The organism is Kordiimonas sp. SCSIO 12610, assembly GCF_024398015.1.
Taxonomy (GTDB): domain Bacteria; phylum Pseudomonadota; class Alphaproteobacteria; order Sphingomonadales; family Kordiimonadaceae; genus CANLMI01.
The window spans coordinates 1,894,962-1,909,773 of record NZ_CP073747.1 but is presented as its reverse complement, the minus strand read 5'-3'; the positions used below and the strand labels follow the sequence as shown (position 1 = coordinate 1,909,773).

10 protein-coding genes and 2 tRNA genes are annotated in these 14,812 nt (G+C 44.9%); 2 read left to right on the top strand and 10 right to left on the bottom strand.

All coding sequences use genetic code 11. The features are described from left to right. Positions 1-6: 6 nt before the first annotated feature. The 3 genes from KFF44_RS08815 to KFF44_RS08805 all read right to left on the bottom strand — a co-directional run bounded on the left by KFF44_RS08815 (position 7) and on the right by KFF44_RS08805 (position 2,156). On the bottom strand, positions 7-780 hold the full coding sequence (locus tag KFF44_RS08815; protein WP_305118782.1) for a septal ring lytic transglycosylase RlpA family protein: 774 nt from the start codon (positions 778-780) through the stop codon (positions 7-9). A gap of 5 nt (positions 781-785) precedes the next feature. Then, entirely contained in the window at positions 786-1,895 is a 1,110-nt protein-coding gene (locus KFF44_RS08810; protein ID WP_255933402.1) for a lytic transglycosylase domain-containing protein, read from the bottom strand. Between the two features lie 185 nt (positions 1,896-2,080). After that, positions 2,081-2,156: transfer RNA gene (locus KFF44_RS08805), tRNA-Lys, on the bottom strand. A gap of 164 nt (positions 2,157-2,320) precedes the next feature. Between KFF44_RS08805 and KFF44_RS08800 the strand changes: the two genes are divergently transcribed. Then, on the top strand, positions 2,321-3,844 hold the full coding sequence (locus KFF44_RS08800) for an alpha/beta fold hydrolase (protein ID WP_255933400.1): 1,524 nt from the start codon (positions 2,321-2,323) through the stop codon (positions 3,842-3,844). Between the two features lie 6 nt (positions 3,845-3,850). Here the strand turns inward: KFF44_RS08800 and tgt are convergent, their stop codons facing one another. The 5 genes from tgt to gyrA all read right to left on the bottom strand — a co-directional run bounded on the left by tgt (position 3,851) and on the right by gyrA (position 10,025). Further along, positions 3,851-4,993 carry a tRNA guanosine(34) transglycosylase Tgt gene (gene tgt / locus KFF44_RS08795; RefSeq protein WP_255933399.1) on the bottom strand — a complete coding sequence of 381 codons (1,143 nt, stop codon included), beginning with the start codon at positions 4,991-4,993 and terminating at the stop codon, positions 3,851-3,853. A gap of 2 nt (positions 4,994-4,995) precedes the next feature. Beyond that, the gene (gene queA / locus KFF44_RS08790; RefSeq protein WP_255933398.1) at positions 4,996-6,036 is read right to left on the bottom strand and encodes a tRNA preQ1(34) S-adenosylmethionine ribosyltransferase-isomerase QueA; all 1,041 of its coding nucleotides are present in this window, start codon (positions 6,034-6,036) and stop codon (positions 4,996-4,998) included. A gap of 143 nt (positions 6,037-6,179) precedes the next feature. Further along, positions 6,180-6,698 carry a peptidylprolyl isomerase gene (locus KFF44_RS08785; RefSeq protein WP_370691156.1) on the bottom strand — a complete coding sequence of 173 codons (519 nt, stop codon included), beginning with the start codon at positions 6,696-6,698 and terminating at the stop codon, positions 6,180-6,182. 52 nt (positions 6,699-6,750) lie between these two features. Next, the gene (coaD, locus tag KFF44_RS08780; RefSeq protein ID WP_255933396.1) at positions 6,751-7,260 is read right to left on the bottom strand and encodes a pantetheine-phosphate adenylyltransferase; all 510 of its coding nucleotides are present in this window, start codon (positions 7,258-7,260) and stop codon (positions 6,751-6,753) included. Positions 7,261-7,277: 17 nt separating this feature from the next. Then, positions 7,278-10,025 (bottom strand): DNA gyrase subunit A, encoded by a 2,748-nt coding sequence (gyrA, locus tag KFF44_RS08775; RefSeq protein ID WP_255933395.1) that lies wholly within the window; start codon positions 10,023-10,025, stop codon positions 7,278-7,280. A 326-nt stretch (positions 10,026-10,351) separates the two neighbouring features. On the opposite strand from gyrA, the gene KFF44_RS08770 reads away from it, so the two are divergent. Continuing rightward, positions 10,352-10,441 (top strand) — tRNA-Ser (locus KFF44_RS08770). A gap of 167 nt (positions 10,442-10,608) precedes the next feature. Here the strand turns inward: KFF44_RS08770 and KFF44_RS08765 are convergent. Continuing rightward, positions 10,609-11,199, bottom strand: coding sequence for a glutathione S-transferase family protein (locus KFF44_RS08765; RefSeq protein WP_255933394.1), 591 nt, complete (start codon positions 11,197-11,199; stop codon positions 10,609-10,611). Positions 11,200-11,607: 408 nt separating this feature from the next. Further along, positions 11,608-14,754, bottom strand: a complete 3,147-nt coding sequence (locus KFF44_RS08760; RefSeq protein ID WP_255933393.1) for a hypothetical protein — start codon at positions 14,752-14,754, stop codon at positions 11,608-11,610. Positions 14,755-14,812 lie beyond the last annotated feature (58 nt).

Genomic DNA, 14,812 nt, shown 5'->3' with positions numbered 1-14,812 from the left:
TGCGTGCTACCTTTTTTGTTCGGTAAAAATGCGTGTTTCATAAAACCCGCGACCGACCAATCGGTCAAGGATTTCCTGTGCTAAATTTCGGCTGAGAAGCGGGCCAATCCTAACCCGCCATAATTTACGGCCATCAATGATGGTTTCATATATTTTAGGTGTTTCCCCTGCCCTCAGCACCATGCGTGCCTGCTCATCTGCACTGGATTTTTTACTAAAAGACCCAATTTGTACAAAATGCGTGACCTCTGCGTCATCTGGCGCTTCGGCATATTGACGCGTTGGCAAAGGATTTACAACATTGCCGTTCGCATCGGAGGCCTGAACACGTACGCGGGTAACCCCCTGCTTTTGGAAGCCAAGTAACTGGGCGCCGCGCCGGGACACATCGATAATCCGGCTATCAATAAAAGGGCCACGGTCATTCACCCGAAGAACGATTGAGCGGCCGTTCGCCAGATTGGTGACTTTAACAAAACTTGGAAGCGGTAGAGTTTTATGCGCCGCAGTCAGTGAATTCATATTGTAAACTTCACCGTTCGCTGTTTTTCTACCGTGAAATTGCCTGCCGTACCATGATGCCAAACCAACCTCATCATAGGTTGGGTCTTCTTTAGGGTAATACCATTTTCCAGCAATTTTATAGGGCTTACCAACCTTTTGGGCGCCGCCTTGATCCCCTTTTGGAAGTTCATTATCATTCGGTGGGCGCACGGAAGGCGTTGTCGAACAAGCCGCCAAAAACAAAAGAAATAGGATTAAGGACAGGCTTTTATACACAAGGTTTACCTTATCGTATCTGACAATAGGCCAACGGACAGGGCATATTTAAAGGATGGATTGTACCGCATAATTGAACAAAAATTCTGATACACGAGATAAGCCTGATTATCGCCTTTGTCAGCGATAATGATCGCAGCTGGAATGGACACTTTTGGCAAATCACTTCCATCTGCGCGCCTTACACCAAGGGCCTGCCAATCTTGAAGGTCACGCCATATGCCCATTGTTTTGTATGCCTTACAGAAACGGGCTGGCGTTATACCATCAGCCTGCTTCCCTTGCAGTGCTGTTTCACTTCCCGTAGGTATCGTTACAGGCCGCCCCCACGTCTGATCATCACGCCAGCCATAGTATTTTAAATAGTTACCAATAGAGCCGAAGACATCCGGGTTTGTTGTCCAGATATCCCGTTTACCATTACCGTCCTGATCAACAGCATATTTAAGGTAATTTTCGGGCATAAATTGCGGTTGTCCCATCGCCCCGGCCCATGACCCTTTCATTAGATCATAATCGGCATAACCTTTTTCCATTATTTCTAAGGCAGCAAACATTTCCCTTCTAAAACGAGGGCCACGACGTTTGTCATATGCAAGGGTTGCAAGCGAATTGAAAACAGGGATCGTAAGCGGAACAGTTCCATAGTTGGTTTCAATTCCCCAAATGGCGGCAATAAAGCGCGACTGAACACCAAACGCTTCCGATGCCCCTTTAAGAGAAGCCGCGTGATTTGTCATCATCGCCCGGCCTTTGGTTTTGCGCCAGTCACTTACGCGGCGTGACAAATAGTTCGCGTAGGTTTGAACGACTTCCGGTTGGCTTCTGTCGCGTTTTACAATTTTCTTCTCGGGTGCTTTGACACCTTGCAGCGCAGTATCAATTGTTTCCTGCGAAATGCCTTTTGCTAATGCCTCAGCCCTAAACTCAGTCAGCCAATTCTGAAAAGCAATTTCTTCCTCGGACAAGGTAGGTTCGTCTGTATTGTTTTGTTGAACTACGGCATCAACACCATCGGTTGAAGCAATAGTTTGAAAAGATAATATGGGATTTGAAAGACTCGATATGGAAAAAACAGAGCATAATATTACTGCGATCGATTTATTGATGTTCATTTGCACTCCGTTCAATGCTTAATCCGTATCTTTGTAAATTGATATTAGGCAATCTGAGCCCCCATGCACAAGCTAGAAAAAAGCTTATTTCATTAAAGTATCATGATTGTGAGGTAATTATGGCGAACATGCTCTAGGAGCGCAAAAAACAAAAAAGCTGACACTTTAAAGTGTCAGCTTTTTGATGGTGAGCCCGACAGGATTCGAACCTGTGACCCACTGATTAAAAGTCAGTTGCTCTACCAACTGAGCTACGGGCCCATATCATTATTCCCATATGTTGGTAACGAACTCAGTGTTCGGTGGGAACGCGGCGGAACATAGGGGCATCATTCTAATCGGTCAAGCAAAACTATCATTAAAATGAAATTTTTTATGACTATTGATCTATTGCGCTTTGATTTGCCTGCTTTTACACTCACAGTATGGCTTTATTTCTACGCTATTTGTTACTTTTGAGCACCCTGAATATTGCGACAATCTGCCACGCATATTCAAACGCTATCAATTTAAAAGAAAATCCACCCAGCTGCGATCCAGATTTTTTCAGGCAAGCCAAATCAGCTTATTGTGTATGGGAGCAGGAACACAGGTTGTATCGGTTTGTTCCATCCAGAAGAGTACATGATATACCTGTTTTTTATCTGTCTGGTGGCCCTGGCATTTATACTGAACAATATCTTCCTCAAATGGAGAAGCTATCGGAACAACTCGGCCGCATAATATTGTTTCCAGCACTTCATGGTTTGTACGGCGAATCAAAAGAAAAATTTGATTGTATTGCAGAAGAAAAACAGGTCTTTGAATACAGGTCCAAAGCAAGTGACATAGATGAGAAAACACATCAAAAATTAAAAAGGCTGGTATTTTTAAAAGGATGTATTGATCGTCTATCCCTCCAAAAAGCCGAGCTTTTGAAATATGGTACAGTGGCGATTGCAGATTCCTACGAAAAGCTACGAAAAAGTTTAGGAATCAGAAAATGGGTTATCATGGCAGAATCCTATGGAACCCGCCCTGCAATACAGCTCGCTAATTTATCTCCAAACACGGTTACAAGCCTTGTACTCGATTCCCCTGAAACTCCGTGGGTTGATGAGTTTTGGCATCTGGAAACGCAATTTAAAAATACCATAATGAAATTGGATGAATTGTGTGCTCCAAGAAAAGCAAATTGTCCGAATCGCCGTCAAAAGATATCGAAACGAATTGAAAATATTTTTCATATGTTGACGAACGGAAACTCAGGGCCACACTACATAACGCTTAAGAGTTTTAAATCTGCTAACAAAACCACGCCTTATCGATTAAACGATAACGATGTGTTGGCTAGAGTTTTCAACTCTTTTCGCCATCCCTCATCAGTGCGATATCTTCCGTACACCCTTTCGGCTCAGTCTTTAGAGGTTTTTCTAAAACGTTTGTCACAAGACATGACTACGGAAGAGCAACAAAGGAATTTAACCAGTTTTGGTGTTCAACACTATATACGGTGCACCGAGCTACCCTATTGGAAATGGGGCGAAAGAACACCGGATAAAGACGATAGTTTCAATTTTGAAATATTATCTAGATTTAAAAAGGCGCTATTTGAAAGACAAACTGCTATTTGCAACCGGTTTGGCATAGAGCCACGCCAAACAATGACAAAACCTGTGTTACATCCATCACTTAGGGTGTTGATATTGTCTGGTGGTTTAGACCCGGTAACGCCCAGTGATATAGTCATGAAAGCTTTTGAAGTGTTCCCCAATGTAACATTTTATCGCTACCCACAGCTTGGTCACGTTGTTAATAATCAGGCGGAATGCGTAGTTGAGGATATAAAACAGTACATCAACACTCCATATAAGGATGAAATCTCACTCACGACAAAAGAGCAGCCGACCTCAAACTGCCGTGAAAAAGACCTGCGCTTACAATTTTATACGCCTGTAACCATAAGGTAAACTGATCTAGACGGGATCAATATCTCCAAGCGCATATGTTTCTCGAAACTTATTCGCATGTTCAGTTAATCGGCCCTCATTAATCGCGCTTCTAAGCCCTGCCATAAGGTCTTGATAAAACTGTAAATTATGCCAGGTAAGGAGCATTGACCCTAACATTTCACCCGACTTGATAAGGTGATGGATGTAGGCACGTGAATACTGCGTACACGCGGGACATGAGCATGCTTCATCAATTGGTCGCATATCATCTTTGTGGCGCGCATTTTTCATATTGATGGCACCACGGCGAGTAAACCCCTGCCCTGTTCTTCCCGAGCGCGTGGGCATAACACAATCAAACATATCAATGCCACGCTCTACCGCACCAACAATATCATCAGGCTTGCCAACCCCCATTAGATAGCGTGGCGTATCTTTAGGCATTCTGGGCATTGTGAAGTCCAACACCTTGAACATCATTTCTTGACCTTCGCCAACCGCAAGGCCGCCAATCGCATAACCATCAAAGCCAATATCGGTCAAGGCGTCGATTGATTTAAATCGTAAGTCCTCATAAACGCCGCCCTGAACAATACCAAAAAGCGCAGACCGTGCCGCATGCTCTTCACCGCTATTGAAACCGTCACGTGAACGCTTTGCCCAGCGCATGGATAATTCCATAGATTCTTTGGTTTGTTCCTCTGATGCTGGGTACGGTGTACATTCATCGAAAGCCATTACGATATCAGAACCCAAGAGCCGCTGAATTTCCATCGAGCGTTCTGGAGTGAGTAAAATCTTACTGCCGTCGAGGTGGGATTGAAATGTAACACCTTCTTCGCTCATTTTCCGAAGCTGCGCTAGCGACATAACCTGAAACCCACCAGAGTCTGTTAGGATCGGGCGGTCCCAGTTCATAAATTTATGTAGTCCACCCAACCTATGCACCCGCTCTGCGGTAGGGCGAAGCATCAGGTGATATGTGTTGCCAAGGAGGATGTCCGCGCCTGTAGATCGTACATTTTCAGGATACATAGCCTTAACTGTACCTGCTGTACCTACTGGCATAAAAGCGGGTGTTCTGATTTCACCGCGCATCATTTGAATGGTACCAGCGCGCGCCATGCCGTCGGTTGCATGAATTTTATAGGAAAAACGTTCGCTCATGATTAAGCGTCCTTTTTTAGAAAGAGAAGGCTGGAATCGCCGTAAGAATAAAAACGGTACCCGTCTTTAATTGCTGTTTTGTATGTATAATGCATTTCCTCAAAACCAGCGAATGCTGATACCAGCATGAAAAGAGTTGATTTAGGTAAATGAAAATTAGTCATTAAAATGTCAACAGCCCTAAAGCGATAGCCCGGCGTAATAAAAATATCTGTATCGTCTTTGAAGGGATGAATGATGCCCTTTTCATCTGCCGCGCTTTCAAGAAGCCGCATCGATGTTGTTCCTACCGATATAATTCGACCACCTCGTGCCTTTGTATCATTTAGTAATGCTGCTGTTTCTGGTGTTATTTCACCCCATTCGCTGTGCATTTTATGATCTTTAGTATCTTCCACCTTCACTGGTAAGAATGTCCCCGCCCCAACATGGAGAGTAACCGTTGCTTGCTTAACGCCTTTTTCTTTTAATTTTTCAAACATTCGATCAGTGAAATGCAGACCAGCGGTTGGTGCCGCAACTGCGCCGTCTTCCGCCGCGTAGACAGTCTGATAATCATCAGCATCGGCATTATCAACAGCGCGCTGTGCAGCGATATAAGGCGGCAAAGGCATTGTTCCATGCGCTTCGAGTGCCTCAGTCATCGCATTATCTTCGACGTTGAATTGAAGTGTACGTTCGCCAGCTTCGCCTATTGCGGTTACCTTTGCGCTTAGTCCATTGAAATCAAGAATATCATTCAACCGGCATTTTTTTGCTGGTTTTGCAAAGGCCTGCCATTCTGTCGCCGAATTGCGCTTATGGAGCGTTACCTCAACTTTGGCATCGCCGCGCTTTCCATACAATCTTCCAGGAATTACCCGGGTATTGTTGAAGACAATCACATCCTCAGACGTTAAATAATCTGCTAAATCCAAAACCGATTTATGCTCTAATTGGCTTTCAGCATTTAAAACAAGCATACGGGCGCTATCACGCGGCCTTGCTGGTCTTATGGCGATCGACTCTTTCGGTAGTTCAAAATCGAAATCATTTACGTTCATGACGATGTTTCATTCAGTTATCAAAGCAAATAGACTTTATGCTGTTTTAGGGTTTTAAAGGCTTGGCTATATACATTGATTGTTGTTGGTTAGAAACAAAAAAAGGCGCCGGAAGCGCCTCTTTCATGTAATGGCATTATTGTTTATTTATCAACGTCTGCGGCAACACGCACACTAATAATTTTACTTGGATTACGTGGAGGCTCGCCTTTTTCGATCATATCGACAAATTCCATACCTTTGATTACACGGCCCCAAACAGTATATTTGTTATCAAGCTGCGCACAGCGGGTAAAACAAATAAAGAACTGGCTGTTTGCGCTGTCTGGATTGTCGGTCCGAGCCATAGATAGTGTACCGCGCAAATGAGGAACACGATTAAATTCAGCCTTCAAGTTAGGTTTGTCACTACCACCGGTTCCTGTACCTGTCGGATCACCGCCCTGCGCCATAAAACCTGGGATCACACGGTGAAACACAATGCCATCATAAAAGCCTTCACGCGCTAATTCTTTCATGCGATCAACATGGTTAGGGGCAACGTCAGGTCGCATCAATATTTCCACACGACCAAATTCCAGGTCCATATAGAGTATATTCTCTTTATCTAGCGAAAGCTGTAATTCAGCGGCGTCTAATTCTTCACTCATAATTCCCACCATCGTTAAAACTGCTACTAAAATATATTTAAACATATCATTCTCACTTACTGAGCTACTTCGCATCAGCAATTTTGGCCCTAACGGCCTCTGCGATCGTTGCCGGTACAAAGGGCGCTATTTCCCCACCGTACAATGCAACTTCTTTAACCAACTTTGAGGCAATAGTTTGATAGCGTGGATCAGCCATTAAAAATAATGTCTCAATATTTGGATTGATTTGATAGTTCATCCCAGTCATCTGGAACTCATATTCAAAATCTGCTACCGCCCGAAGACCACGAATAATTACAGTGGCATTAACCTTTTCAGCAAAATGCATCAAAAGCTCATCAAATTGCTGAACTTCAAAATCAACCCCTACTTCTTCAGCAAGTGGCTTTAATTCGCGCTCAACCATTTCAACGCGTTCTTCCAGGCTAAACATAGGGTTCTTGCTAGGGTTTGTCGCGACACCGATAATAAGTTTATCAACAAGACGGAGGCCACGCTTAACAATATCAATATGCCCGTTTGTTATCGGGTCAAATGTACCTGGGTATAATCCAATACGATATTTTGACATCCGCCTTCCCTTAGCAATTAATCTTCATTATTTGTGTCTGGCGCTGCGTTTGCTTCAGAGGCCTCGGAACCAGCATCGCTACTATTGTTTTCTGATGCTTCTTCCTCATCAGTTTCCTGAAGTTTTGCGACAGAAACGATTGTTTCATCATCAGACACTTTAAATAACGTTACGCCTTTTGTATTCCTTGCAGCAATCCGCACATCATGAACAGGCGTTCTGATCAACTTGCCTTGATCAGTAACCATCATCACCTGTTCATCGTCCGTGATTGGGAAAACAGCAACGACATTACCAATTTGAGAACGTAGGCGATCGTCACTAGGAACATTCCAAATACCCTGCCCACCACGTCCAGTCACGCGGTATTCATGGTTGCTGGTTCGCTTACCAAATCCATTACTCGTAACTGTAAGGATAAACTGTTCAACATCCTTCAATTCCTGCATACGCTCATCAGAAAGCGTTCGCTCACCAGGTTCCGTTTTCCACGAAGCCGCACGAAGGTATGCATCACGTTCTTCTGTTGACGCATCAGTGCCGTTCAGAATGCACATGGAAATTACTTCATCACCTTCAGCGAATTTCATACCGCGCACACCAGTGGACGTACGGCCAGCAAACAAACGAACATCCGCTGCCTTGAAGCGGATTGCACGGCCGCCTTTGGCTGCTAGTAAGACATCATCGTTTTCTGTGCAAACATCAACACCTATTAATTTATCATCGTCATCTGAGAAACGGATAGCAATCTTGCCGTTCGCCATGACGTTTGAGAAATCGGAAAGTCGATTGCGGCGCACGTTCCCTTTTGCCGTTGCAAACATAACATGCAAGTCACCCCAGCTATCCTCGTCCTCAGGAAGTGGGAGAATGGTTGCGATCGTTTCATCCTGCTGAAGTGGTAGTAGGTTGATTACTGCCTTACCTTTTGACTGTGGTGTTCCAAGTGGAAGCTTCCACACTTTCATTTTATATACCTGTCCTGTGTTCGAGAAGAACAACACAGGCGTATGCGTATCAGCGATGAATACGGTAGAGAGGAAGTCCTCATCTTTGGTCTGCATGCCAGAACGGCCTTTGCCGCCACGGCGCTGCGCACGGTAGGTCGAAAGCGGTACACGTTTAATGTAACCGGTGTGGGTTACAGTGACGACCATATCTTCACGCGCGATCAGGTCTTCATCGTCGAACGCACCCGCAGTATCCATATCGATTTCAGTGCGGCGGTCATTACCAAATTCTTCACGTACCGCGGATAATTCTGTGGTTAAAACTTCATATAGTTTTTCACGTGACTGAAGAATTTCCAAATAGACGCGGATACGGGCTGCAAGCTCTTCTAACTCGCCGCCAATTTCATCACGTCCAAGCGCTGTTAGGCGGTGCAAACGCAGATCGAGAATAGCTTTAACCTGAATATCAGAAAGCTGGTAAGTGCCGTCCTCGTTCAGCGCGCCGGTTTCATTGATAAGCTCAAGGTAGTCCATAATCTCACCAGGGTGCCAACGACGGTTGCGAAGCGCCTCGCGCGCTGCGGCCGGTGATGGCGCGCCCCGAATGATTGCAACAACTTCGTCAATATTAGCAACTGCGGTCACGAGGCCAACCATGATATGAGCGCGGTCGCGAGCCTTATTCAGATCAAACTTGGTCCTGCGAGTGATCACCTCTTCACGGAAATCAATGAAAGCTTCCAGAACTTGCTTAAGGTTTAATTGTTCTGGTTTGCCGCCATTCAAGGCAAGCATGTTAACGCCGAAGCTAGTTTGAACCTGTGTGAAGCGGAATAGCTGATTAAGAACAACCTCGGGAACCGTATCACGCTTAAGCTCAACAACAACACGCACACCATCGCGGTCTGATTCGTCGCGAATATCTGAAATGCCTTCAATACGCTTGGTCTGCACGCATTCTGCGATCTTTTCGATCATGGACGCCTTATTGACCTGATAAGGCACTTCCGTAATCACGATAGCAAATCGACCAGCCCGAATTTCTTCAACATGGGTTTTACTTCGAATTACAACCGAACCCCGCCCTGTTTCAAACGCGGACCTTATGCCGCCAGCACCCAGAATAATACCACCTGTCGGGAAGTCAGGACCTTTGATGTGTTCCATCAGACCTAACGTGTCGATATCCGGATTTTCAATAACCGCAAAAACACCATCAATAACTTCACGGAGGTTATGCGGCGGGATATTCGTTGCCATACCAACCGCGATACCAGCGCCACCGTTCACCAACAAATTCGGAAAACGGGCCGGAAGTACAACAGGCTCGCTTTCGCTTTCGTCATAGTTTGGCTGAAAGTTGACTGTATCTTTATCGATATCAGCAAGAATCATGCTTGATATCTTATCCATTCGGGCTTCGGTATAACGCATTGCAGCAGCGCTATCGCCGTCCATAGAACCAAAGTTACCCTGCCCATCAATAAGCGGCGCCCGCATAGAGAAGTCCTGCGCCAAGCGAACCAATGCATCATAAATCGCGCTATCGCCGTGGGGGTGGTATTTACCCATTACGTCCCCGACAATACGTGCCGATTTGCGATACGGCCTGTTCCACTCATAGTTATTTTCATGCATTGAATATAAAATACGGCGGTGAACAGGTTTCAAACCATCACGTACGTCAGGCAATGCACGAGAAACAATTACGCTCATTGCATAATCGAGATAAGAGGATTTCATTTCCTCTTCGATAGTAATGGGTTGAATATCGCGTTCTTCAGGAGTGAGTGGGGTATTATCGCTCAAGAGGGTATTCCCTGTTATTTTTGGCTTCTTTAATCAAAACAGAATTATAAATATCGGTTTAAAACAATAAAACGATACACACATTTATGTTCTGATATTGAATTCCTATTTTAAATATTATCATCAAATACTAATGAGCATTCACAAGCACGTGCTGCATAGCATTTTCACTCTATTTTTCTAGCAATTTGGAACCTTCCACGCAAGGAAACAAAATGGAGTTTAGGTGTCTTTTTTCACTTATGTAAAAAAAACATAATAATAGGGCTAGACGGAAACAATTTGTTTGGTTAAAAGACCGCTCAGATCACGCCATCGCAGCACACGGGCGGGTGGCAGAGTGGTTGAATGCACCGGTCTTGAAAACCGGCAAGGGTGCAAGCCCTTCGTGGGTTCGAATCCCACCCCGCCCGCCACTATTTTCTGAATATATAAATACCCGACAAGAGCACCTTAGCTTATTAGTAAGCTTGCCCTTAAGACTGTTATTATTATGCCTGTATAATAATGAATTTTGCAGATTGGCTGTGTACCCGCCCGTGCTGAACACAAATGAGCCTGTAAGCGGCTAGTTTTAACAAGATCAGGCAGCGAAAGATGAGTTGAGTTCTTTGCGCACGCGCCTCAGCCATAATTTTATTCTTGGTTTTGCCATCAAATCAAAACCACCATCCGCTGAGAATTGTGTGTAGGCATAAAGCGCTATATCTGCGAGCGTAATATGATCCCCTATGAACCATTCATTATCCTGCAGGTGATTCTCCATGATATTCAGGGCAGACTCACCCTTGGTAACCAACGCTGGATCACGCTCGTTCTTTGCCTTTTCCAAAAATAACATATGAAACCGACAAACGGCTATGGCTGGTTCATGACTATATTGTTCCCAAAACAGCCATTCATCCATCTTGGCTCGTGCCCAGGAATTGGCCGGTACCAGTGGGCTTTCATTGGCTAAGAACCGTATTATTGCATTGGATTGAGATAGGCAGCGACCATCAGAAAGTTCTATCACCGGGACTTGGCCTGATGGATTTAACTTCAAAAATGTTCCGCTTCGAGTGCGTCCTGATAGGACATCGACATCTTCCCAGTCATAAGAAATACCCAAATAATCACAGACATATTGAACTTTCAGGCAGTTTCCTGACCGTTTATCGCCGTATATTTTCATATTTTTATCCCCACATAATGTCGATATTGTATTCATATCACATGACAACTCATGACAAGCCCTATTTATTTTCTGCGTAATGATCAGAATATCTAATGCCTTAAAAATAAGCAGAAATTGTCGTGTGCCTAAAATTGAGGCTCAAAAAGCTTATAAAAGGTTCTAAAACTCGCGCAAGAGCGCCTCAAAAACTGGCATAAACAATGCTTATATATGAGTATGACTTTGCAGCACATATAGAATTGTGAATAAGTCATAAGAGATTTGCAAACAGTTCGGAAACCTCCCCTCCTCTCTCTCATTCCGGACTGCAAATAAAGCCAGCTACTATTGATGAGTAGCTGGCTTTTATTTTTATAGTTCTAAATAACGTTGGTGGGGGGGGCAAGCTAACGCCTGCCCCTCTGTTTACTGCGCTATTTTTGAGAGATTAATGACATCTTCTTTTTCTTTGAACGCCTTATTGAAAGCAGCAATCTCGTTTGCAATCAATTCATCGCGTTTCGCTTTTGCCATTTCCCACTTGGAAGACAAATCGCTATAGCGCTCTTTAATGCCGCCGGTAAGCGGAGGAACAGCGCCGTCAATGCCACCGTAAAGGCCTGACAGCTCTGACACCAATCGGTCAGGCCAATTCAGAACATCTTGGAAGAATGTACGCTTAGATGAGAAAACACCGTCTTCCCATTCTTGCATCGACTTTAAGATAGCTTCGCCTTGTTTCTTCAAATCCTTATCGCCAACAAACTTTAACTGACCTTTCAGTTGTCCACGCACATCCTTAAATGTCGCAAGTGTTGTTGCAAGTTCAGTGAAGATGCCATCGACATTTTTCATGAGTTCGCGTTTTTCAGCCCAGTCACTATCGCTAATATTATGACGAGGATCGAACATGAGGGTTAATGGTTGCTCGCTAATTGTGTCGCCCGCTTTTAGGCGAAGTGTGTAGCTACCCGGTAAAGCCCCGGGACCTGAGAATTCATCCCTATTGCCCCATGCTGGTGACCAGGCACCTTTAACGCCCGGGCGAGCATCTTCATTTAAATCCCAAACAGCTTTATTAAGCCCTGCTTTTGCAGGTAACTTGTACCGTGTACCGGAACCGCCGCCTTTTGCATTCCCTTTTTTATCAGATTTAAGGGTACGAATTACGTTACCGTCACTATCTACAATTTCAACAGTTAATGCAGTTTCTTTATGATCAAAGCTTTCAGGAAGTGAATAATAAAATACTGCTCCGCGATCAGGGTTTGGTGCCTGCCGCGAGTTCGAGCGTCCATAATATTGAACGTCATAGGCGGTTGAAGGCGCAAAAAGTGTTGCCTCTGTTGGAACATCACCGCCCATTGTGCGAAGCGGTGAGATGTCATCCATTATCCAGAAGGCACGCCCCTGTGTAGATAGGACAAGGTCATTCTTGTGAACCTTAATATCAGTTACAGGAATAACAGGCAGATTAGACTGCATTGGCTGCCAATCGTCACCGTCATTGAAGGAAACATACATGCCAACTTCTGTTCCAGCGTAAAGAAGTCCTTTACGAACAGGATCTTCGCGAACAACACGAACAAAGTGTCCGTCAGGAATACCTTTGGCGATATTTTTCCAACTTTTACCATTGTTAGTGGTTTTGAAAATCAATGGTGTGTGATCATTATATTTGTAGCGTGTGAATGCAACATAAGCCGTACTATCATCATGTACAGAGAGATCGATCGAGTTAACAAGGCCGTTGCCTGCGCGCTTTGGCGTAACATTATTCCAGCTAGCACCACCATCCGTGGTGACCTGAACAAGGCCATCATCGGTACCAGCCCATAAAGTGTTTGCGTCTTTTCCGTGCTCGGCCAGCGCGAAAATGGTTCCATAGTTTTCTGAAACCTCGTTGGTGATCGGCCTTCCGCCATCACCCAGTGTGTCTGGATCATTCTTGCTAAGGTCCGGGCTAACAACCGTCCAGCTTTGACCCCGATCAGATGATCTAAACAAGCGATTACCAGCGTGATAAATCACTTTCGTATCATGTGTGGAAACATGAATGGGCGCATTCCAATTAAAACGGTATTTCCTGTCTTTCGGGGCAATACCAAAGCCGATTTCTGGGTAAACACGAATATCCCGTGAGCTTACAGTTTCATCATCATATTCATTGATTTGACCGAGATAACAGCCAGCATAGACAAATCTTGGATTATCTGGATCAAAGGAAACATGACCGCTTTCACAACCACCCACCGGCTTGAAATCTTCAATACCAATACCACCGTCAAGGCCGCGACTGCGGATAGCAACCGTTGAGTTATCCTGTTGACCTGCATACACACGATAGAAAAAATCGTTGTCGGCATTTACACGGTAAAACTGTGCCGTTGGCTGGTTCATCTGTGTTGACCATGTCTTGCCACCGTTCCAGCTAACAGCGCCGCCGCCATCGTTGGCTACGCCCATCATGTCTGGATTATTGGGGTTGATCCAAAGATCATGGTAATCGCCGTGAGTGCCGGTTATTCGTGTCGGGAATGTTTTACCGCCATCAATTGACTTAAAGAAGGCTGAGTTTTGAACGTAAACAGTGTCAGCATCCTGTGGGTCAGCGAACACATGCATATAATACCATGAACGCGCATGAAGGCCGCGGGTTCCGTTTACATGGCTCCAGCTTTCCCCGAAATCATCAGATTTATAGAGACCGCCCTTTTTCTTGGCTTCTACAATTGCCCACACGCGACCAGATTTTGCAGGTGCCGCGACGACACCAATTTTACCCATCTCATCAGGGAGGCCTTTGCTCATTTTTTTCCAGGTATCACCGCCATCAACTGATTTCCAGATGCCACTGCCTTCACCGCCAGAGCGAATTTCCCATGGCTTGCGCTGGTTATCCCACATTGAGGCATACAGGATACGTGGGTTATTTGGATCTACTGAAAGATCAATTGCACTTGATGTTTCATTCACAAACAATGTCTGCGACCAGGTTTTACCGCCGTCTGTTGTTTTGTATACACCGCGTTCCTTTGTTGGTGCCCAAGGGCTTCCCTGAACAGCGACATAAATTGTTTCAGGGTCATTTGGGTCGATCTGGATTGTCGATATTTGACGGCTATCCTTTAGGCCGACATTTTTAAAATTCTCACCGCCATCTGTTGATATGTAAACACCGTCACCGTGGGACGAAGCAACGCCGCGGTATGGGCTTTCCCCCATTCCAACAACAACGACATTTTTGTCTGATGGTGCAACAGCGATGGCGCCAACACTTGCTGTTTTAAAATCATCATCTGAAATTACGTTCCAGTTCTGACCGCCGTCTGTTGTTTTCCAAACACCGCCGACAGTACCAATATAATATGTCGATGGATCGCTTGCGATACCAGCAACAGCCGTTGCACGGCCGCCGCGAAACGGACCAATGTTTCTATATTCCAATGCTTGTAATAATTTATCATCAACCGTGTCGGCAATTGCCCCCGATTGTGGTAATGATATCATGAAACCACAGGCAATCATTGTTGCAGTGATACTTGTAAATCGCCCTTTGAAAGTTTTGGACATTTCAACCCTCTCCTTGCCCTTTAGCTAAAAGCTTTCCCCCCAAATTTACCGATGATAG